Genomic DNA, 20773 nt, shown 5'->3' with positions numbered 1-20773 from the left:
TGCCAAAAAAACAAAATTTAAAACAAGGAGAACATTATGACTAAAAAAGAGCTTTATCAGAAAAAAATTGAGGGTAGACTTGAAGAGTTAAAAGATGAAATTGTTATTTTAAAAACAAGAGTTGATAATGCAAAAAATGATGTACAACTTGAATATTTAAATCAAATAGAAAAACTTAAAAAGTTAGAAAAAGAAGCAGAAGAAAAACTTAGTGAATTCAAACAAAAAGGTGATGATTCTTGGGAGAGTTTTAAAGAATCAGTTGAACACAATTGGGATAAACTAAGTGATGAGATAACAAATTTAAAGAAAAAATTTAAAGATGAGGAGTCTTCAAAATGAGAATATTAAAACTATTTTATTTTTTAGTTGTCAGTTTTGTTGTGATTGCTATTCCTTTAAGTGCAAATGATATTACTATTAAGGATATTAAGCAAGATACAAAAGAGTTAGTAAGTACAATTAAAAACTACTCTTTTGATAAAAAAGAACAACTAGTAAAAAAGAGTGAAAAGAGTTTAGAAAGACTAGATGAGCGAATTAATACTCTAGAAAAAAAAGTTGATAAAAACTTTACAAAAATGAGTACAAAAGCAAAAGAAAAATCTAGAGAAACTTTAAACCAGTTAAGAAAGCAAAGAGTTGAATTAGCTGAAAATTTAGGTCAATTAAAATCTAGTTCTTTAGATGCTTGGCAAACTATTAAAAATGGTTTTGAACAAGCTTATAAAAGAGTTGAACTTTCTTGGCAAAAAGCTGAAAAAGAGTTGGAAAATGTAGATAAATAAAATTAAAAGCTCCCTTGAGCTTTTAATTATTAAAAAAGTTCTAACATTTTTGTAACTTCATCAACAGCAAAAACTTTTATTTCAAGTTTTGTTGATGGCTTTTGTGCACATATTGCTTTTTTTATTCCTTGTGCTTGAGCCTCTTTTAATCTCATATCTATTGAATATACATCTTTTATCTCACCTGTTAATGAAACTTCACCAATAAATGCAGATTCTTTTGATAATGGTCTATCTCTAAAAGAGCTTATAATACTTGCGATTACTGCTAAATCAGCAGAACTCTCTTTTATTCTTATTCCTCCACTTATATTTACAAATACATCATAATGGTTTAATGGTAAATCAATTTTTTTCTCAAGTAGTGCTAAGAGCATATTTAATCTATTTGCATCAAAGCCTGTCGCACTTCTTTTTGGATTTGGATGGGTACTTTCTGTAACTAAAGCTTGAACTTCAAGAATAAGTGCACGACTTCCTTCCATAGCAACTGTCAAAGCAGAACCACTTTGTGGTTTTGATTTATCAAAAAATTTTGAGGCTATATCTTTTGCACTAACTAATCCCTCATTTGTCATTTCAAAAATACCAATTTCTGATGTTGAACCAAATCTATTTTTAAAACCTCTTAGCATTCGTATCTCTTTACTTGCATCACCTTCAAAATATAAGACAGTATCAACCATATGCTCTAATACTCTTGGACCTGCGATTGCACCATCTTTTGTAATATGTCCAATGATAAACATAGCAATATCAGTATCTTTTGCTTTTCTCATAAGTTCAAAAGTAATCTCTCGTACTTGTGAAACTGAACCAGGAGCTGAAGTTAAAGCTGCTGAATAAATTGTTTGTATAGAGTCAATAATTACTACTTCATAATTTTCTCTTAATAACTCATCCATTATCTCTTCAAGTTTAATTTCACTTAATAAATATAAGTCATCATGATTTGCTTCAAGTCTATTTGCTCTTAGTTTTATTTGTCCAGCACTCTCTTCTCCTGAAACATATAAAACTTTTTTGTTGCTTTGTGCGATATTTCCAGCTACTTTTAGAAGTAAAGTTGATTTTCCAACACCTGGACTTCCTCCAATTAAGGTTAAGCTTCCAGGAACTATGCCTCCTCCTAAAACTAAGTCAAATTCACTATTGTTTGAAGTAAACCTTGTGATATCATCTTGCTTGACTTGAGTAATTGATTTTGCTTTTGATGTTGTTGATACTAGTTTTGTTGTTTTTTTTAAAACTTCTTGTTGTTCTTCATTTAACTCAATAAAACTGTCCCAAGAACCACAATTGGGACATTTACCTAGCCATTTTGTTGCTTGTTCTCCGCAGTGTTGACATTCAAATAAAGATCTTTTCTTTTTTGCCATTTTATAATACCTTTAGCTTTTCTATATGAAATAATACACAAAAAAATCTTATTAGAAATAAAATATTTCAAATTGTAATAAAATGATATTGTCATTAAATTGTTACACTTTTGTTACAAACTGAACCATAACTTATAAATTATTATTAAATTTTAAATTTAAACTAAAATTTAATTTCAATACATATATCATACACAAACTAGGAGGAAAGAGATGGCGATGTTTAATAGTATAAAAAGCAAACTGTTAACACTTGTAGTATTACCAGTATTTGTTGCAATACTGATTACTACTATTATTACGGTAAACTTAACATATAAAAATAGTGAGGAGACAATTAAAGATTTTGAGAACTCTGTAGTAAATGAAAAAAAAGAGTTACTTAAAAATCAAATAATGACTATACATACAATAGTTCAGGGTATTATAAATAGTAGTAAAACAAAAGAAGAAGCAAAAAAGAGGGTTATAGATGTTATATCAAAAGCAAGATTTCTAGATGGCAGTGGATATTTCTTTGCATATGAAAAAAAGCAAGATGGATACTATTTTGGGTTTCATGGTACAAAGCCTGAACTAAATGGTACAAAAACTGATTTATCAAAGACTGATATTAAAGGTTTTGCATTTAGAGAAGCTTTAGTTAAAAAAGCAAAAGATGATACTCAATTTGTTGAATATTTTTATAAAAAACCAAATACTACTAAATTAATAAAGAAAATGGCTTTTTCAAAAAATATAGATAAATTTAATTGGACTTTAGTTACTGGAATTTATCTTGATGATATTGAAGAAAAAGTAAGTAAAATTGAAAAAAGAGTTGATGATAATGTAAGTAGTTTGATTATTACGCTTATTTCGATAATTGTTGTTATATTAATAATCTTAGTTTTAGTAGTTTCATATATTTCAAAGGTATCATTGATACAGCCTTTAGAGGTTTTTGAAAAAGGCTTACTTTCATTTTTATCTTTTTTAAATAAAGAGAAAAAAAGTGTTGAACTTATTGAAGTTACAACAAAAGATGAAATAGGAAAAATGACAAAACAAATAAATGAAAATATCAAAAAAATCAAGCAAACAATTGAACAAGATGATATCGTTTTACAAGATGTATCAAAAGTTGTTAGTGATGTAAGTTCAGGTATTTTGTCAAATAGGGTTAAAGCAACAACTTCAAATGCAGTTATAAATGAACTAACAGAAGATTTAAATATTATGATTACTAATTTAGAAACAACAATTATGCATACAATTGAGGTTTTAAAATCTTATGAACAAAGAGATTTTACAAAAGTTACTAATATGTCATGTAAAGGGCATCTTTGTACTTTAATGAGTGGGGTTAATAACCTAGGAATTGAAATTTCAAAGATGCTAAATATAAACTTGCATAATGGAGAAATATTAAGTGAAAGTTCAGATACTCTCTCTTCAAATATGAATAGACTAACAACAAGTGCAAATGAACAAGCAGTTTCTTTAGAGCAAAGTGCTGCAAATCTTGAAGAAATAACACAAACTATGAGAGAAAATAGTAAATATACAAATGAACTTGCAAAAAATTCAAACTCTTTAAAAGATGAAGTATCAAAAGGTAAAGAGTTATCAAGAAAAACAACAAATTCAATGGAAGATATAAATAATCATGTTCAAGCAATTATTGAATCAATAACAATTATTGACCAAATATCTTTTCAAACAAATATTCTTTCACTAAACGCAGCAGTAGAAGCTGCAACTGCTGGTGAAGCTGGAAAAGGCTTTGCTGTTGTAGCTGCTGAAGTTAGAAACTTGGCAAATAGAAGTGCCCAAGCTGCAAGTAAAATTAAAGAGTTAGTTGAAAGTGCAACAATTAGTACTACTAGTGGTAAAGAAGTTGTTGAGCAAATGTATAAAGGCTTTGAAAGTTTAAATGAAAATATTATACATACAACAAAAATAGTTGAAACTGTAACAACTAACTCAAGTGAACAGATGAAAGGCTTAGAGCAAATTAATAGTGCAATTTCACAATTAGACAATACTACACAAGAAAATGCTTTGATTGCAACACAAACAAATGAAGTGGTAAAAACTGTTGAGGGTATGTCTAAAGAGATTGAAAATGAAGTTAAAAAGAATAAATTTATTCAAAAATAGTATCTTTTTTAAGATACTATTTTAATTTTTATTTAAAATCTAACTTATAAATAAATCAAAAGTACTCTCTTATCATAATTTTGTTATTATTTAATATTTAATGGAGATTATTATTGAATAAAAACAATTATTTTATGCAACTTCATAAAGCGCTTAATAGTTACTCCACTATTAGTGATGAAACTTTTAATGAATTTAAAAAGTTTTGCACATTAAATGTGATAAAAAAAGGTGAAACATTACTTTACTTAGGTGATAAAGCAAAATATATTCATTTTATATGTAAAGGTTTATTAAGAACTTATTTTTTAGATGAAAATGGTGCTTTATATAATAAAAATCTTTTTTTTGAAAACTTCTTTTCTGCATCTGTTGTATCATTATTAACAAAACAAGACTCTTACTTAGGTATTGATAGTTTAGAAGATAGTATTGTTATTGATATTGATTTTGAATTGTATAAAAAATTGATAAATAAAAACAATGAATTAAAAGATTTTTATATTGCATATATTGAAAAAAATTGGATTATTGAAAAAGAAAATATCGAAATATCTTTAGTTATAGATGATGCAAAAAAAAGATATCTGAATTTTATTAATAAACACCCCAATATTGAAAGTAGGGTTGCACAACACCATATCGCTTCTCATATTGGTATATCAGCTACACAATTAAGTAGAATTAGAAAAAGCATCAACATATGTAAATGACAAAAACTTTTTTATTTACTAAAATTTCAAAAAAATCAAGGATTATTATTGAAAAATACTTCAACTTTACAAGCACATATGTATGTATTATTTGCTACTTTTTTAGTAGCGGGTTCATTTTTAGCTTCTCAAAAATTAGCAAATGCTGTTAATCCCTTATCTTTGACTTTTCTTAGATTTATTGGAGCTATAATTATAATGGCACCATTTATTTTATTTAGAAAATCATTAAGAGATGGCATCTTAAAAACTTTGCCAAGAGCACTTGTTATTAGTCTTTTTTATTCATTGTATTTTATGGGAATGTTTGAGGCTTTAAAATCAACAACTGTATTAAATACTGGAACTTTATATACACTTGTTCCTTTAATGACTGCAATTTTAGCACTATTTATATTTAAAGAAAAAATCAGTTTTAATAAACTACTTGTATATTTTATTGGTTTAATTGGAACCTTATGGGTTATTTTTAAAGGAAATCTTGAATTGCTTTTATCTTTTTCTTTAAATGATGGTGATTATATATTTATAATAGGCTCTTTTTGTATGTGTTGTTACTCAATTTCTATTAAACTTTTATATAGAAATGATAATCCTTTAGTTCTTGTATTTTGTACATTAATTGGTGGGGCAATTTGGATGGCACTTGGAATAATTATCTTTCAAAAACCACTAAATTGGGAATTAATTGAAGGTAATTTGATTTATAATATGCTTTATTTAATAATTGGAACTACAATTATAACTTTGTTTTTATATCAAAAAAGTACTGTGATTTTAGGACCTACAAAAGTTATGTCATATATATATTTAAATCCTGTTGCTGTTGCTATTTTACTTTTAATTTTTGATCATAAAAGCATTGAGACTATAGTTATTCCAGGTATTATAATTACTTCTATTGCAACATTTTTATTACAAAAAAATAAAAGGCTTAAAAAATGATAATTTATATACATGGTTTTGGAAGTAGTGGACATGGAGGGAAAGCTTCTTTATTTAAAGAGTTTTTTAAAGATGATATTATAACTCCTTCTTTATCTTATGTTCCTACTTTAGCAATTGATACTTTAGAACAACTAATAAAAGCTTTTGAATCAAAAGGTGAAGAAGTAAAGCTAATTGGTTCATCTTTAGGTGGATATTACTCTATTTATTTAGCAAATAAGTATAACTTAAAAGCCGTATTAATAAATCCAGCAATCTTTCCATATAAAACATTAGATAAAATTGGTATGGCAAAGAACTATTTTGATGAAACATCTTTTGAAATAACTTCAAAACATATGCAACAACTAAAACAAATTGAAGTTAATAGTATAGAAAATGAAAAGAATTTTTTAACATTGCTTCAAACTGGTGATGAAATTTTAGATTATAAACAAGCTATTAAAAAACTTCCAAATAGTTATTTGGAAGTTTATGAAGGAGGGAATCACTCTTTTTATAATATAGAAAACTATTTTTTAAAAATTGATTCTTTTTTTAATAAATAGTAAGTCTTTACTTACTATTTACCATTTTTTATTTTATTTAAATCAAGTCCTAAAGCTTTAAAGTTGCTTTCAACTGTATGTTTTTCTTCAAATACTTTAGAGTTATAATAACCCATTTCTTCTTTTGGTAGAAGTCTTTTCTTAAGATCAAAAGAGGCTCTTTCTTGTGCATTCATATATAAAACAACATCTGCTACATCTTGATCACTCATGCTATTTCCTTGTCCTAAAGGCATATTTGATTTAACCCATGCTGCTGCTTTATCTAGTTTACTCATTCCTGCACCTGTATTATAACTTAACCAATTTCCATTTGCATCTTTACCCCATAATGGTGGAAATGTTGCAAGACCTTCACCATTTGCTCCATGACATGATGCACATTGATTTTTATAGATCTCTTTTCCTGAAAGATAATTTTCATGAGTAGCATTTTTTTGTATTTTTTTGAAGTGTTTTACAGCTTTTGGATATAACTTAGTATTATGTTCACTCCAAGGACCTTTTTCATTCATTTTTATTTTACTACCCTCTGATAACCAAGTTATATAAGCAGCAATAGCAACACTTGCTTCTGTATCTATAATTGGTCTTTTCCCATTCATACTTCTCATAAAACAGTTGTTTGATCTATCTTGTAGTGTTTGAACTGTTTTTTCTCTTTTTGACCATGCTGGAAATGCTGCTGCTGTTCCAATCCAACTTGATATACCCTCTGCTGTACCTACTTTGCCATCTGCACCTTTTAAGTGACAACTTTTACATTGTAGTTTATTTCCAACAAAATCTTTTGTTAAAGGATGTGTATCTGTGTTATTTACAATATCTTCACCTAATTTAACTATTTTACCAACTTCTCCTGTTGGATAAGTTTTTGGTGCAGCCATTTCTTGTGCTGCAAATGCAAATGATGAAAACAAAGTAATTAATGCTGTTGTAACAACTAAATTTTTTTTATTCATGGTAGCTCCTTTTATTTATAAGTTATTATATAAATATAAAGTTACTTTTATGTTTACTTTTAATAGTATAAATTAAGTTTTAGTTAAGAAAGTATATGTGAAGCATGTACCATTTTCTTTTGTAGAACTTAGTTCTATTTTAATATTATTTAATTCACAAATATTTTTTACAATATTCAAACCTATACCAAAGCCCCCTTTTATATGGTTTTCTTTATAGTATCTATTAAAAACTGTTTTAGTATCTTTTATAGGATTTGAGAAGTTATGTACACTAAAAATGGTATTATTTTTATCATCATTTTTTAAAGTTATTGTTATATTAGTATCTTTATAAGAGTATTTTATTGCATTTGAGATTGTATTATCTATGATTCTTTGTAGATGAGTTCTATTTATATAAATATTAATATTATCTTTTATATTTAAGATAAATTTTAAATTTTTTGTAACACTTAAACTTTCAAATTGATCAACCCTTTGTTTTAAAATATAGCTAAAATCAACTTCTTCTTTATTATATTTCACGCTTTTTTGTTTAATTAAGTATTCTATATCTTCATAAACTAAAAAAAGATTTTTAACAGCATTTATTGAGCGATTTATCTCTTTTGTATTTGCTTGTTTTTCATCTAATATCTCTAAGTTTAACTGTATTACACCCAAAGGAGTTTTTAACTCATGCATGGCATCATTGAAAAAAGCATCTAAATATTCATTTGCTTTTTTATATGGTTCAATACTTGCTTTTATAATTAAATATATAGATATGAATACAAATAATCCAATAGATAAAATAAGTACTAAAATCTTTAAATATATCTCCTTATAAGAGAGTTCTTTTTCAACTTTTAGATATTTTGCATTTAATCTATTTTTTGCTAACTCTACTTTTATGCTTATTTTCGAGTTTTTATTGATATTTATATTTCTAGTTTTGTATATAATCTTTTTTTCTTTTGAGATTAGTGTTGCTTCAAATTTAAAAGATTTTGGAAAATTAAATGTATCGCTTTTTGAACTTGAAAAGTCATATATTGCTCTTTGTATTTTTTGTGCATGTTCTATTAGAAGTCTATTTTGATTATTTTTATAATTTTCCAACTCTAAGTTTGTATAAAAATATATTGGTATTGCAATAAATATAAAAAATATTGTTGTATAAAATAAAGATATTTTAAATATAAAATGTCTATTTTTCTCTATCAATTTTATATCCAATTCCTCTTTGATTTATTATAAAATCTTTTGAGGTTTTATCTCTTATTTTTTTAATACAAACTCTAATATCTGCTTCACAAATATATTTATCATCCCAAACTTCACTTCTTAATTTATCTATGCTTACAAATTGGTTTTTATTAGTAATTAAGCAAAAAACAACTTCTGTTTCTTTTTTTGTTAGCTGTATTAATTCTGAGTTTTTAAAGAGTTGTTTTTTTAAAATATCATAGGTAAAGTTAGATTTTAAATCTATTTTATCACTGTTTTCATTTGTATAAAAAAGTTTTAAAAGTTGTTCAACTCTATATTTTAACTCTTTTGGTGAAAATGGTTTTTTTATATAATCATTGCAACCAAGTTCATACCCCAAGCTTAGATTATTTATATCAGTAAGTGAAGTAATATAAATAACAGGTGTATTATCACCATTTTCTCTTATATTTTTTACAACTTCATATCCATTTATATTTGGAACTCTAATATCTAAGATAAGTAAATGGTATTTATTTTCATATATTGCACTTAAGGCATCTTCTCCATCATCAAAATCATCAATTTCATATCCTAAAGATTCTAAATACTCTTTTATGCTAAGTTTGTATTCTAAATCATCTTCAAGTAGTAAAAGTCTCATTTTATCTCTACCTTTTTGTTACTATTAATCTCTTCATAATTAAAAGAGTTATTTAAATTTATTTGATTTTTATTTAAAATTGATGTAAAAATATAACCTAAATGTTTATTGTTTAAATCATAATATGAAAAGTAAGCAAAGGAGTGTTTTTTTGTTGAAACATATCCATAATCTTTCAAATCATTCAAATTTAAATCTTTTAAATCATCAATATTTACACTATTTACTAAAACATAATCTTTTATTTTGGGATTATCTTTTAAGTTTGTAGCAATATTTAAATATTTTTTATTTAATAATACATAAAGAGTACAGCCTTTTTGTTTTAATTGTTTTGTAAGATAATTAAAACCAACAATAACTTCAAGTGAACCCATATATTTTCCATTGTTTTTTATAGCAGATATGGCTTTTATATTTAATCTTTTACCAAGTTCTATTGAAACAATTGGTTTTTTTTCTTCTTTTACTTTTACAAGTCCTTTTCTAAAACTTGAAAGAGGTATATCTTTTATGCTTAAATCCCAACTTCTTAAATATGTACTTAAATCTTTGTTATGAATTTGAACTTCTAAATTACTATTTTGAAGTTTTTTCAGTGTTTTTATTTTTCTATTTACTACATTAAAAGTTTCAACTCTATTATTATTTAAAAAGCTGTTTACAATCTCTTTATCTTCTGATAATAAAATAGATAATGATAAAGCATATCTTTTTTGTTCTTCAAAGAGATTTTTAGTAGTATTTAAAGAGTTTTCTAGTTTATTTAATAAATCATCGCTATTATTTAAATGTTTTAAAAAATAAAATGTTAGTAAGATAAAAAATGAGGTTACAAATACAATTATTATTAAGTATTTATTTGCTTTAAAAAATTGCAATATTCACCTCATGTTTTATGTTTTATTGTTCTTTTGTATAGATTTCATCCAATAAACTATCAACAAATTCATCGGGACTAAACTCTATTAAATCATCTTGTTTTTCCCCAACACCCACATAAAATATTGGTAGTTCAAGTCTGTTTGAGATAGAAAATAAAGCTCCACCTTTTGCTGTTCCATCAAGTTTTGTTACAATAATTCCATCAACTTGAACCATCTCATTAAAAGCTTGTGCTTGAGAAATCGCACTATTTCCTTGTGTTCCATCTATTATAAGTAATTTTTGATGAGGAGCACCCTCATATGCTTTATTACAAACTTTTACAATTTTCTTAAGTTCATTATTTAGATTTGTTTGAGTTTGCAATCTTCCTGCTGTATCAATAATAACATTATCAATTCCTCTTGCAACAGCAGATGAAATTGTATCAAATGCAACAGCACTTGGATCATGTCCTTGTTTTGTTTTTATAATTGGAACATCAATTTTATCAGCCCAAGATGAAAGCTGTTCAATAGCAGCCGCTCTAAATGTATCTCCTGCACCTAAAATAACACTTTTGTTCTCTTTTTTTGATTTTGCAGCAAGTTTTGCTATTGTTGTTGTTTTACCTGCACCATTTACTCCAATTATCAGTCTTACAAATGGTTTTGGAAGGTTTGATAAATCTACATTGGGAGCATGTTCAAAAAGCATCACAAGTCTGTGTCTTAATTGTTTTCTTGTAATCATCTCAGGAAGTCCATCCATAGCTTTTTCTATTATTTCGTATTCAACATCTGCTTCAATTAAAAGTTCTTCAATGTCATCAAAACTTATCTTCTCTTTTTTATGGGGAACTACAGTTTTAATATTTGCAAAAGTTTTTTCTAAAGCTTTTGAGAAAAAGCCTTTGTGTTCTTCTTCATTATTATCTTGAATTTTTTCTTCATCTAAAGCTTTTTGAGTAGTTTTTTCAACTTCTTCTTTTGCTATTTCTTCATTATTGTCTTCTTCTTTTTTTTTCTTAAAAAAACTAAACATTATTTTTCCTCAAGCTCTTTTTTTATATCTGTTTCTATCATCTCTTCTGGAATAACACCTGTGTATTTTTGTTTAATGTTTCCTTTTTTATCAATTAAAAACATTGTAGGAATAGTTTTTATCTCTCCTAATGCACTTGCTAACTTATAGTTTTCTTCACTATTTACTACTTTGTATTGAATATTGTATTTATTTTTAAATGATTCTAAAGCTTCATTTGTAGTTTGTTTTTCATTCTTTTTATCCAAACTTACAGCAACAATTTCTAAATCTTTTGGATATTTATTTATTAAATTATTCAAATGAGGTATCTCTGCTATACAAGGATTACACCATGTCCCAAAAAAGTTTAGTAATACTATTTTTTTCTTTGGTAAATCAAATATAAGCTTTTCACCTTCTTTATTAATTGTAAAAGTAGTTCCATCAATATTGCTTAATTGAAATTTAGTTTGTATTTTAGCTTCAGTTTTACCATCTTCATTTACTTTTGAATCACCACAACCTGTGAAAAAAAGTATAGATAAAATTGCTATAAATGCTATATTCTTAAACTGCATTTTAATTCCTTTTGGTAAAATAATTTGCTGGGTAAGAATTTTATCCAAGTAAGGCTTAAATATGAAAGAGAGTCACAAGCGTGATTTTAGAAAATCGTGTATTAAAAGATTAGAATTTGAGAGTCGTTTTTCAAAGATTTATAAAGATAAAAAAGTAGTAAAAAATTTACATATATTAATAAAACAATATAAAGCAAAAAGAGTACTTTTATATATTCCAATGGGAATTGAAGTTGATGTTTTACCACTTATAAATAGACTTCGCAAAGAGAGGGTGTGTGAAGTTTATGTTCCTTATATGATAGGAGATAGTTTTAAAGCAGTTAAATATAGATTACCATTGAAGAAAAAAAAGTTTGGTATAAAAGAGCCACCAAATTCTAGCTTCAAAGCAAAAAAGATTGATTTAGCAATAGTTCCAGTAGTGGGAGTGGATGGACTATGTAAAAGAATTGGCTTTGGAAAAGGGATGTATGATAGGTTCTTTTACCGTTTAGGCTATACTCCATGTATAGTTTTTACTCAACTTAAACTTTGTAAAACGCCAAAAATATTATCTAATGATTACGATATTCAAGCTAATTATATAATTACAAATTAAGGTTTTGAATATGGATTTAATAATGATGGAATCAATTGTAGTAGGTGTGATAACAGCACTTCTTACAGCTTTGATTAGTGTATTAATAGTAAAAAAGTTTTATAGTGCTAAGTTTGATATTTTAATTGAACAAGCAAAAGCAAAAGCAAAAGTTATTGAGCATGAAGCAGAAGTAATATTAAAAGATGCTCAAGTTAAAGCAAAAAGAGATTATGACAAAGAGTTTAGAGCAGCAAAAAAAGAGTATGATGATATGCTTTTTCAGATTGAAAAAAAAGAAAAAGAGCTAAATAAGCATTTAGAATCTGAACTTAAAGTTATAAAAGAGCAAAAAGCTGAAATTGTAGAAAAAAATAAAAAAATAACTACAATTAAAGAAGGCTTGAAAAAACAACAAAAAACTTATGATGAAAAAATAAGTAAAGCAATAAAAGTTTTAGAAAATGCTTCTGGACTTACTCTTGAAGAGGCAAAAGAGCTTATGCTTGAAAAAGTAAAAGAAGATAGTAGAGCTCAAATAGCTTCTATTTTTAGAAAACAATACAAAGCAGCAGAAACTAATGCAAAAGAAGAGATAAACAATATGCTATCTCAAGCAGTTACAAGATATGCAGGTGAGTTTGCTGCTGAGAGATTAATCAATAATTTGCCATTAAGTGATGAAGAAACTAAGGGAAAAATTATTGGTAAAGAAGGAAGAAATATAAAAGCTTTAGAGATGCTTTTAGGAGTGGATATTATTATTGATGATACTCCAAATACAATCACTATTTCTTCTTTTAATCTATATAGAAGAGCAATAGCAACAAGAACAATAGAAGAGTTGCTAGAAGATGGAAGAATTCAACCAGCAAGAATAGAAGAGATTTATAAAAAAGTAAAAAATGAGTTTGATAAAAATATCTTAAAAGAGGGTGAAGATGTTATTTTAGAACTTGGAATTACTTCTATGCATCCAGAGCTTGTTAAACTAGTAGGAAGACTAAGATATAGAGCTTCATATGGTCAAAACGCTTTAAAACATACTTTAGAAGTTGCAAATTTAGCTGGATTATTAGCTGCACAAATGGGTGGAGATACAATCCTAGCAAGAAGAGCAGGACTTTTACATGATATTGGAAAAGCTTTAACTCATGACATGCCAGGTTCACATGTGCATTTAGGTGCAGAAATGTGTAAACGATATGATGAAAATGAGACTGTAATCAATGCAATTTATGCTCATCATGGACATGAAGAACCAATAAATGTAGAAAGTGCAGCAGTATGTGCAGCTGATGCATTAAGTGCTGCAAGACCTGGAGCTAGAAGAGAAGTTTTAGAAAGCTTTTTAAGAAGAGTAGAAGAGGTTGAAAATATTTCAACTAGTAAAACAGGTGTGTTAAATGCATTTGCAATTAATGCAGGAAGAGAAGTAAGAGTTATAGTAAAAGCAGAATTGATAAATGATGATGAAGCTGTACTTCTTGCAAATGAAATTGCACAAGATATAGAAGCAAAAGTTCAATATCCTGGTGAAATCAAAGTTAATGTTATTAGAGAATCACGAGCAGAAAGTTATGCTAGATAAATAACTTAAAAATATAATCTTATGCAAAATGCATAAGATTATATATATAAAAATAAAGCTATTAAAATAATTCCTAAAAGAGTTAAGTAAACTCCCCTTTGTCTAAATCCATTTTTTCCTTTAACCATAAAAATAGCAGATATTGCTAAGAAAAAAAGTATTACTGAATATGTCAATGAAAGGTATAACCATTTGTCTTGTGATGATGATTTATGGGCATCAATAAAAGGCTTAATAAAAGTAGGGTAAGCGCTAATAGAGTATATTACCTCTCCGCTATTTTTGTAATAAGTTATAGTTTTCAAATCTTTTTTTCTAGAAACTTGATATTTTATATAAGTATTTGTATCTTCTATTTGTTTTAGTGAATCAATAACTGATTTTTTAACTACATGACTTGGTAAATTTGATTTTTCTTCATTTTTTATAAAACTATTTACAAAACTATCTTCTGGATTTTTTAGATTTTTTTCAATTTTACTTGTAAGCATATACTCTTTTTCAAAAATATGTAGATCTCTAAATGATAACATAATCCCTGAAAGAGAATATACAATTGTAATTCCTATAACTAAATAACCTAAATCTCTATGCCATTTTCTAAATGTTTGTGATAAATTAAATTTTTTTTTCACTTCTTTTTTACTCCTTATTTTTTTTAATTGTACATTTATTTCCTTAATGAATATTTATTCATTTATTAACAAACATTAAACAAAGACCATTTTATCTTGGGTGAACAACTTTTAAAGAAGGACTTGATATAATATAATATCAAATGTCAATTTACTAACTTAAAATACTTGGTGCTATTTTTAAATAGCAAAAATTTATATGGAGAAATTATTAATGGATAAAAACTTTAACTATTCAAGGTTAAAATTAGGAATTATAGGTGGGGGACAATTAGGTAGAATAATGTCTCAAAAAGCAAAAAAAATGGGTTTTCATGTGACAATCTTAGATCCAACACCTAATTGTCCTGCTGCTCAAGTTTCAGATAAACAAATAATTGCTGGATTTTATGATAAAGAAAAATTAACAAAAATAGTAGAAGAGAGTGATGTTACTACATTTGAATTAGAGCATATTGATACATCTGTTTTAAAAGAGTTATTTGATAAAGGACACAATATTCATCCCTCTCCTTATGTAATGGAGCTAATACAAAATAAATATGAACAAAAAAAACTTCTTGATGATAAAGGTATTGCTGTTCCTGCTTATAAAGATGTAAAAACTCAAGATGATTTAGCTTCTTTTGGTTTTCCTGTAATCCAAAAAACTAAATTTGGTGGTTATGATGGAAAAGGTGTTCAAATGTTAAAAACACCAGAAGATATAAAAGATTGTATAAAAACTGAATCATTTATTGAAGAATTAGTTGATATTGATAAAGAGTTGGCAATTATTGTTGCTAGAAATATTGAGGGTGAGATTAAATGTTACCCTGTAGTTGAAATGTTATTTGATGAAAGAGTAAATATCTGTGATAGCGTGATGGCTCCTGCTAGAATTTCAAAAGAGATTGAAGAAAAAGCCATTGAGGTATCAACACAATCAATTAAAGCACTTGATGGTGTTGGTATTTTTGGAGTTGAGCTATTTTTAACTAAAAAAGGTGAGGTTTTAGTAAATGAAATTGCTCCAAGACCTCATAATTCGGGTCATTATACAGTTGAATCATGTGCAACATCTCAGTTTGAACAAATAATTAGAGCTGTTACAAACTTACCTTTAGGTTCAACAAAACTTATATCTGCTTCTGTGATGGTTAATTTACTTGGAGAAGAGGGATATGAGGGTGAGCCATTTATTGAAGGAATTCATGAAGCACTTGCTATTCCTGAGTTATCTTTTCATTTTTATGGTAAAAGTGTAACAAAGCCATTTAGAAAAATGGGACATATTACTGTTTTAGATGATGATATAAATAAAGCTTTAGAAAAAGCAAATAAAGCAAAAAATATTTTAAAGATTAAAGGGAGCAAAAAAATATGAGTAAGCCATTAGTTGGAATTATTATGGGGAGTGATTCTGATCTTCCAGTTATGAAAGCAGCTGCACAAATGTGTGAAGAGTTTGGTATTGAGTATGAAGTTACAATAGTATCAGCACATAGAACACCAAAAAGATTAGTAAAATATTCAGAAAGTGCAGAAAAAAGAGGACTTAGAGTAATTATAGCTGGTGCTGGTGGTGCTGCACATTTACCTGGTATGGTTGCTTCACTTACACCACTTCCTGTAATAGGTGTACCTGTAAAAGGTTCTTCTTTAGAGGGTATGGATTCACTTTTATCTATTGTTCAAATGCCAGGAGGAGTTCCTGTTGCTACAGTTGCAATAAATGGTGCAAAAAATGCAGGAATATTAGCAGCACAAATACTTGGTGTAAAAAGCAAGGATACAAGAAAAAAAATCAAAGAGTATAAAGAAAAAATGCTTGATGAGGTACAAACAAAGATTGATAAACTAGAAGATGTTAAATACGAACAGTATTTAAAAACAATGTAATTTAAATAGATAAGTTTTAGGAAATATGAAAAATAATAATATATTAACAACACAAATAATAGCAGGAAAATATAAGGGTAAAAAGATTGAACTTCCATCTCTTGATGTTACAAGAAGCTCAAAAGCAAGATTAAAAGAGTCATTTTTTAATGTATTGCAGTTTGATATAATAGATAAAATTTTTATAGAAGCATTTGCTGGAAGTGGAAGTATAGGCTTAGAAGCAATAAGTAGAGATGCTAAAAGAGCATATTTTGTAGAAAAAGATAAAAACTCTTATTCAACATTAGTTAGAAATTGTAACTTAATAGAAGCAAGTAAGTGTCAAACAATGCATGCAGATACTTTTATTCAATTACCATCAATACTTAATAGTTTAAAAAATTCAAGTGATGAATTAATTGTTTATATTGATCCTCCATTTGATTTTAGAGATGGGATGGATGATATTTATGAAAACTCTTTTGAAATTGTAAGAAATATAAAAAATGAAAATATTTATATGATTACTTTTGAACATGTAACAAGCTTAGAAATGCCAGAAGAATTAGGGCTTTTTAAACTTAAAAAAACAAAAAAATTTGGTAAAAGTTCATTATCATATTATATTTATAAATAAGAGTTACTAATGTTTAAATTTGCAGTTGTTTTACTTGTATCACTGATATTAATGGTATTTTTTCTTCCATATATTTATACTACATCTGCATATGCATTAAATCCAAGTGAGATTTTGTCTTCACCTTCTCTTTCTCATCCTTTAGGAACTGATAGATTAGGAAGAGATATTCTAGCAAGGGTTCTTCAAGGGGGTCAAACTTCACTAATTATAGGGTTTTTATCTGCAATTATTACTTCATTGATTGGACTTTTTATTGGAATAAATGCTGGGTATTTTAAAGGTAAAATAGATAAATCAATAATAATTTTAATAGATTTATTTTTGACTTTTCCTACATTTTTTTTACTTTTAGCATTGGTTTCTTACATACAAGCTTCAACAATAATCTTAATTATTGTTATTTCAATAACAGGTTGGATGGGAATGGCAAGGCTTATTAGAAGTGAAAGTTTTGCTATTTCCAATAAACCATATATTAAAATTTTAAAATTAGCAAATGTATCAAATAGTAAGATTATATTTAAATATTTTGCTCCACTTTTAGCACCACTTTTTTTAATATCTTTTACTTTTACAGTAGGAGGTGCAATTTTAGCCGAATCTGGACTTTCATTTTTAGGACTTGGAATTAATCCTCCTAATATGTCTTGGGGGAGTTTATTAAGTGATGGAAAAGCTGTAATTGATATAGCTTGGTGGGTTAGTTTTTTCCCTGGTCTTATGATATTTCTTGTTACTTTTTCTTTAATTCAGATTTCAGATTTTTTACAACAAAAACTAAATACTAAAGATATTTTATAATAATCTTATCTTTTCTTTAAAGTAATTGAAACTTACAAATAACAATTAAATGATTTTTATGTTAGAATAGCAAAATTTTTTAAACGGAGATTTTAATTTGAATAGATTAACAAAAAGCGTGTTGCTAATAGTATTTTTACCTGTAATGCTATTAGCTGATAAGAATGCTAATGCAGAACTGTTTGGAGTGTGGACCTTACTTCCTCCTTTGGTTGCAATTGTATTAGCTTTTATTACTAGAAATGTGATTTTTTCACTATTTATGGGTATTTTTGTGGGAACATTTATGGTAAATGTGGTAGATGGAAATATTTTTCAAGCATTTGCAGGTGCGTTTGTGGATCTAGTTAGAAAGATGATTGGATCAATGGCTGACTCATGGAATGCAGGAATTATCTTACAAGTTCTTACTATTGGTGGGCTAATTGCTGTAATTACTAAAATGGGTGGTCCAAGAGCAATTGCACAAAAACTTGCAAAAAAGGCAAAAACACCTGCTAGTGCTCAAATATATACTTGGTTAATGGGGTTTTTTATCTTTTTTGATGATTATGCAAACTCTTTAATTATTGGTCCTATTATGAGACCTGTTACAGATAAGTTAAAAATTGCAAGGGAAAAGTTAGCATTTGTTATTGATGCAACTGCTGCACCAATTGCTGGTATTGCACTTATTTCTACATGGATAGGATATGAAATTTCACTTATAAAAGATGCCTATGTAATGATTGGACAACCTGATATTAATGCTTATGCTATTTTTGTTGAAACTATTCCATATAGATTTTACAATATTTTAATGTTAGCATTTGTTTTCTTTTCTGCATATTTTTTAAGAGAGTTTGGACCTATGAGAACAGCAGCAATTAGAGCTGCTAATACAGGAAAAGTTTCAAGACATAAAAGACAAGAAGAACACTTAAATCAAGAATCATCAACACTTGCTCCAAAAGAACATGTTGAGTATTCAATGTGGAATGCTATAATTCCTATTTTTTCATTGATTGTAGTAGCATTTTTAGGATTTTATTTTAATGGAATGAGTTCTTTAGAGGGTGAAACATTAAAAGCTGTTCAAGCTAATCCATATGCATTTAGTTCAATTAGAGATTGTTTTGGTGCTGCTGATGCTTCTATTGTACTTTTTGAAGCTGCACTTTTTGCTTCAATTGTGGCTATTGCTATGGGGATGCAACAGAAAATATTTAATTTAAGTGAAGCACTTGAAACATGGGTATTAGGAGTAAAAGCTTTAGTTATTACTGCTGTTATTTTAATCTTAGCTTGGTCAATTTCTGCTATTATTAAAGATCTTGGAACATCAGTTTATTTAGTATCTTTATTATCTGATTCTACTCCACAATTTATCTTACCATCTATAATTTTTATATTAGGTTCGATTATTTCATTTTCAACTGGTACATCATATGGTACTATGGGAATTTTGATGCCTTTGACTATTCCTTTAGCAAATGCTGTTGGACTTCATGTTGGTTTAGAACCTGTTGCTTTAGGTGATTATATTATTTTAAATATTGGTGCTGTTTTAACAGGTGCGATTTTTGGAGATCATTGTTCACCAATCTCTGATACTTCAATTCTTTCATCAATGGGTGCTAGTTGTGACCATATGGATCACATCTCTACGCAGTTACCATATGCTTTATTTGTAGGTGCAGTTGCTATTGTTTTTGGATATATTCCAGCTGCATTAGGCTATTCAGCTACAATCTTACTTCCTTTAGGAATTGTTGTTATTATTTTAACAATAAGATTTTATGGGAAGCCATTTTTAAATCAAAAAGCATAAATAAAAAAAGAGTTTTACTCTTTTTTTATACTCTATTTAAAAGTTTATCAAGTAAATTTGTACTTAAAACTCTTTTTGCAAAACCTAAAATATGTGTAGCTTTAGTTACATAATATCTAGGTTTTGGTTTTTTACTATTCATTATTTTTAGTACTACATTTGCAACAGAAGTTGCAGGAAGATTAAAAAGTGCTTTTGTATCATCATTTGCTTCTAATCTTTTTTTTACTTCATTTTTATATGTAGATTCAAAAAAGCTACCTTCAATTGTTATATTTTTATTGAACATTTTTAAAGCATTTTCTCTAAATTTAGAAGTAACAGGTCCTGTATTAATCAAACTCACACTTATATTACTTCCAATTAACTCTTGTCTTAAAGTATCAGTAAGACCCTCAATTGCATATTTACTTGAGTTATATGCACCTCTAAATTTAAGTGAAATTATACCTAATACTGAACTGTGTTGAATTATTTTTCCAAAACCTTGTTTTCTAAATATTTTCATAGTTTGAATTGTAAGTTCATGTAAGCCAAAAAGATTTGTTTCAAATTGTTCTTTTAAAACTTCTGTTTTTATATCTTCAACAGCTCCTGGTTGTCCATAACCTGCATTGTTAAAAACAGCAGATAATTTTCCATCTTCTTTTATTATTTTAGCAAGAATGTATTTTATATCTTCAGCTTTTGTAACATCTAATTTATAACTTAAAAATCCTAAATCTTTTAAAATTTCTACATCATCTTCTTTTCTTGCAGTTGCATAAACTTTAAATCCATGATTTTTTAACACTTTTGCAGTTTCAAAACCAATGCCTGTAGAACAGCCTGTTATTAAAATATTTTCCATTAATTTTTATCCAAATAATTATTAATAATTATTATTTTATTTGTTTGTTTATATTTCATTTAATCTCTTTTTATATTATATCGTTGTTATTATACCAAATGAAAAACTTTTAATTAAGTTAATCAAAGTATTAAATTAATTATTTAAAATAATAGTATAATTATAAGATTTTTATGGCAAAGAAAATTTAATAAAAA

At 26.9% G+C, this 20773-nt stretch carries 22 protein-coding genes; 13 read left to right on the top strand and 9 right to left on the bottom strand.

All coding sequences use genetic code 11. The features are described from left to right. The first annotated feature begins 36 nt into the window (after positions 1-36). The gene (locus ACAN_RS09045; RefSeq protein ID WP_079577448.1) at positions 37-342 is read left to right on the top strand and encodes a sll1863 family stress response protein; all 306 of its coding nucleotides are present in this window, start codon (positions 37-39) and stop codon (positions 340-342) included. Then, positions 339-788: a sll1863 family stress response protein gene (locus ACAN_RS09040; protein ID WP_099333511.1), complete on the top strand. Its 450-nt coding sequence runs from the start codon at positions 339-341 to the stop codon at positions 786-788. Before ACAN_RS09045 ends, ACAN_RS09040 begins: the two co-directional genes overlap by 4 nt. 29 nt (positions 789-817) lie before the next feature. Here ACAN_RS09040 and radA read toward each other — a convergent pair whose 3' ends face one another. After that, on the bottom strand, positions 818-2167 hold the full coding sequence (radA, locus tag ACAN_RS09035; RefSeq protein WP_079577450.1) for a DNA repair protein RadA: 1350 nt from the start codon (positions 2165-2167) through the stop codon (positions 818-820). A 219-nt stretch (positions 2168-2386) separates the two neighbouring features. Here radA and ACAN_RS09030 point away from each other — a divergent pair, with 219 nt between their 5' ends. From ACAN_RS09030 to ACAN_RS09015, 4 genes are all read left to right on the top strand, one after another. Beyond that, positions 2387-4309: a methyl-accepting chemotaxis protein gene (locus tag ACAN_RS09030; protein ID WP_165773033.1), complete on the top strand. Its 1923-nt coding sequence runs from the start codon at positions 2387-2389 to the stop codon at positions 4307-4309. Positions 4310-4422: 113 nt separating this feature from the next. Continuing rightward, entirely contained in the window at positions 4423-5022 is a 600-nt protein-coding gene (locus tag ACAN_RS09025) for a Crp/Fnr family transcriptional regulator (protein WP_196778496.1), read from the top strand. A gap of 48 nt (positions 5023-5070) precedes the next feature. After that, complete coding sequence (locus ACAN_RS09020) at positions 5071-5967, top strand: DMT family transporter (protein ID WP_228150598.1); 897 nt, start codon at positions 5071-5073, stop codon at positions 5965-5967. After that, positions 5964-6518 (top strand): YqiA/YcfP family alpha/beta fold hydrolase, encoded by a 555-nt coding sequence (locus tag ACAN_RS09015; protein ID WP_099333509.1) that lies wholly within the window; start codon positions 5964-5966, stop codon positions 6516-6518. Before ACAN_RS09020 ends, ACAN_RS09015 begins: the two co-directional genes overlap by 4 nt. Before the next feature lie 14 nt (positions 6519-6532). Here ACAN_RS09015 and ACAN_RS09010 read toward each other — a convergent pair whose 3' ends face one another. The 6 genes from ACAN_RS09010 to ACAN_RS08985 form a co-directional block, all read right to left on the bottom strand. After that, positions 6533-7480 (bottom strand): c-type cytochrome, encoded by a 948-nt coding sequence (locus ACAN_RS09010; protein WP_079577455.1) that lies wholly within the window; start codon positions 7478-7480, stop codon positions 6533-6535. Positions 7481-7552: 72 nt separating this feature from the next. Further along, positions 7553-8689, bottom strand: a complete 1137-nt coding sequence (locus ACAN_RS09005) for a sensor histidine kinase (RefSeq protein WP_129587491.1) — start codon at positions 8687-8689, stop codon at positions 7553-7555. Continuing rightward, positions 8673-9338 (bottom strand): response regulator transcription factor, encoded by a 666-nt coding sequence (locus ACAN_RS09000; protein ID WP_099333507.1) that lies wholly within the window; start codon positions 9336-9338, stop codon positions 8673-8675. The genes ACAN_RS09005 and ACAN_RS09000 overlap by 17 nt, the downstream gene beginning before the upstream one ends. After that, positions 9335-10219: a cache domain-containing protein gene (locus ACAN_RS08995; RefSeq protein WP_165773032.1), complete on the bottom strand. Its 885-nt coding sequence runs from the start codon at positions 10217-10219 to the stop codon at positions 9335-9337. The genes ACAN_RS09000 and ACAN_RS08995 overlap by 4 nt, the downstream gene beginning before the upstream one ends. Before the next feature lie 22 nt (positions 10220-10241). Then, positions 10242-11246 (bottom strand): signal recognition particle-docking protein FtsY, encoded by a 1005-nt coding sequence (gene ftsY, locus ACAN_RS08990; protein ID WP_099333505.1) that lies wholly within the window; start codon positions 11244-11246, stop codon positions 10242-10244. Then, the gene (locus tag ACAN_RS08985; protein WP_099333504.1) at positions 11246-11806 is read right to left on the bottom strand and encodes a TlpA family protein disulfide reductase; all 561 of its coding nucleotides are present in this window, start codon (positions 11804-11806) and stop codon (positions 11246-11248) included. The genes ftsY and ACAN_RS08985 overlap by 1 nt, the downstream gene beginning before the upstream one ends. Positions 11807-11867: 61 nt before the next feature. On the opposite strand from ACAN_RS08985, the gene ACAN_RS08980 reads away from it, so the two are divergent. Continuing rightward, positions 11868-12407 carry a 5-formyltetrahydrofolate cyclo-ligase gene (locus ACAN_RS08980; RefSeq protein WP_079577461.1) on the top strand — a complete coding sequence of 180 codons (540 nt, stop codon included), beginning with the start codon at positions 11868-11870 and terminating at the stop codon, positions 12405-12407. A gap of 25 nt (positions 12408-12432) precedes the next feature. After that, positions 12433-13977 carry a ribonuclease Y gene (gene rny, locus ACAN_RS08975; protein WP_099333577.1) on the top strand — a complete coding sequence of 515 codons (1545 nt, stop codon included), beginning with the start codon at positions 12433-12435 and terminating at the stop codon, positions 13975-13977. 38 nt (positions 13978-14015) lie between these two features. Here the strand turns inward: rny and ACAN_RS08970 are convergent, their stop codons facing one another. Further along, positions 14016-14612: a hypothetical protein gene (locus ACAN_RS08970; RefSeq protein ID WP_099333503.1), complete on the bottom strand. Its 597-nt coding sequence runs from the start codon at positions 14610-14612 to the stop codon at positions 14016-14018. Between the two features lie 214 nt (positions 14613-14826). On the opposite strand from ACAN_RS08970, the gene ACAN_RS08965 reads away from it, so the two are divergent. The 5 genes from ACAN_RS08965 to ACAN_RS08945 all read left to right on the top strand — a co-directional run bounded on the left by ACAN_RS08965 (position 14827) and on the right by ACAN_RS08945 (position 19726). Next, positions 14827-15978, top strand: a complete 1152-nt coding sequence (locus ACAN_RS08965) for a 5-(carboxyamino)imidazole ribonucleotide synthase (RefSeq protein ID WP_099333502.1) — start codon at positions 14827-14829, stop codon at positions 15976-15978. Further along, positions 15975-16493 (top strand): 5-(carboxyamino)imidazole ribonucleotide mutase, encoded by a 519-nt coding sequence (purE, locus tag ACAN_RS08960; RefSeq protein ID WP_099310311.1) that lies wholly within the window; start codon positions 15975-15977, stop codon positions 16491-16493. The genes ACAN_RS08965 and purE overlap by 4 nt, the downstream gene beginning before the upstream one ends. A gap of 25 nt (positions 16494-16518) precedes the next feature. Then, complete coding sequence (gene rsmD, locus ACAN_RS08955) at positions 16519-17112, top strand: 16S rRNA (guanine(966)-N(2))-methyltransferase RsmD (protein WP_099310310.1); 594 nt, start codon at positions 16519-16521, stop codon at positions 17110-17112. 9 nt (positions 17113-17121) lie between these two features. Next, positions 17122-17916 carry an ABC transporter permease gene (locus ACAN_RS08950; RefSeq protein ID WP_099333501.1) on the top strand — a complete coding sequence of 265 codons (795 nt, stop codon included), beginning with the start codon at positions 17122-17124 and terminating at the stop codon, positions 17914-17916. 145 nt (positions 17917-18061) lie between these two features. Then, positions 18062-19726, top strand: coding sequence for a Na+/H+ antiporter NhaC family protein (locus ACAN_RS08945; RefSeq protein ID WP_099333576.1), 1665 nt, complete (start codon positions 18062-18064; stop codon positions 19724-19726). A gap of 25 nt (positions 19727-19751) precedes the next feature. Here the strand turns inward: ACAN_RS08945 and ACAN_RS08940 are convergent, their stop codons facing one another. Then, complete coding sequence (locus tag ACAN_RS08940) at positions 19752-20576, bottom strand: SDR family NAD(P)-dependent oxidoreductase (RefSeq protein ID WP_099333500.1); 825 nt, start codon at positions 20574-20576, stop codon at positions 19752-19754. Positions 20577-20773 lie beyond the last annotated feature (197 nt).

Origin of the sequence: Malaciobacter canalis (assembly GCF_008000835.1) — a bacterium.
Lineage (GTDB): Bacteria > Campylobacterota > Campylobacteria > Campylobacterales > Arcobacteraceae > Malaciobacter > Malaciobacter canalis.
The sequence above is the reverse complement of the archived record's forward strand: the minus strand, read 5'-3'. Positions and strand labels throughout refer to the sequence as shown.

Coding starts and splice junctions, on each gene's coding strand:
- ACAN_RS09045 (WP_079577448.1), top strand. CDS start 37: ATGACTAAAAAAGAGCTTTATCAGAAAAAAATTGAGGGTAGACTTGAA.
- ACAN_RS09040 (WP_099333511.1), top strand. CDS start 339: ATGAGAATATTAAAACTATTTTATTTTTTAGTTGTCAGTTTTGTTGTG.
- radA (WP_079577450.1), bottom strand. CDS start 2,167: ATGGCAAAAAAGAAAAGATCTTTATTTGAATGTCAACACTGCGGAGAA.
- ACAN_RS09030 (WP_165773033.1), top strand. CDS start 2,387: ATGTTTAATAGTATAAAAAGCAAACTGTTAACACTTGTAGTATTACCA.
- ACAN_RS09015 (WP_099333509.1), top strand. CDS start 5,964: ATGATAATTTATATACATGGTTTTGGAAGTAGTGGACATGGAGGGAAA.
- ACAN_RS09010 (WP_079577455.1), bottom strand. CDS start 7,480: ATGAATAAAAAAAATTTAGTTGTTACAACAGCATTAATTACTTTGTTT.
- ACAN_RS09000 (WP_099333507.1), bottom strand. CDS start 9,338: ATGAGACTTTTACTACTTGAAGATGATTTAGAATACAAACTTAGCATA.
- ftsY (WP_099333505.1), bottom strand. CDS start 11,246: ATGTTTAGTTTTTTTAAGAAAAAAAAAGAAGAAGACAATAATGAAGAA.
- ACAN_RS08985 (WP_099333504.1), bottom strand. CDS start 11,806: ATGCAGTTTAAGAATATAGCATTTATAGCAATTTTATCTATACTTTTT.
- ACAN_RS08980 (WP_079577461.1), top strand. CDS start 11,868: ATGAAAGAGAGTCACAAGCGTGATTTTAGAAAATCGTGTATTAAAAGA.
- rny (WP_099333577.1), top strand. CDS start 12,433: ATGGAATCAATTGTAGTAGGTGTGATAACAGCACTTCTTACAGCTTTG.
- ACAN_RS08965 (WP_099333502.1), top strand. CDS start 14,827: ATGGATAAAAACTTTAACTATTCAAGGTTAAAATTAGGAATTATAGGT.
- purE (WP_099310311.1), top strand. CDS start 15,975: ATGAGTAAGCCATTAGTTGGAATTATTATGGGGAGTGATTCTGATCTT.
- rsmD (WP_099310310.1), top strand. CDS start 16,519: ATGAAAAATAATAATATATTAACAACACAAATAATAGCAGGAAAATAT.
- ACAN_RS08950 (WP_099333501.1), top strand. CDS start 17,122: ATGTTTAAATTTGCAGTTGTTTTACTTGTATCACTGATATTAATGGTA.
- ACAN_RS08945 (WP_099333576.1), top strand. CDS start 18,062: ATGCTATTAGCTGATAAGAATGCTAATGCAGAACTGTTTGGAGTGTGG.
- ACAN_RS08940 (WP_099333500.1), bottom strand. CDS start 20,576: ATGGAAAATATTTTAATAACAGGCTGTTCTACAGGCATTGGTTTTGAA.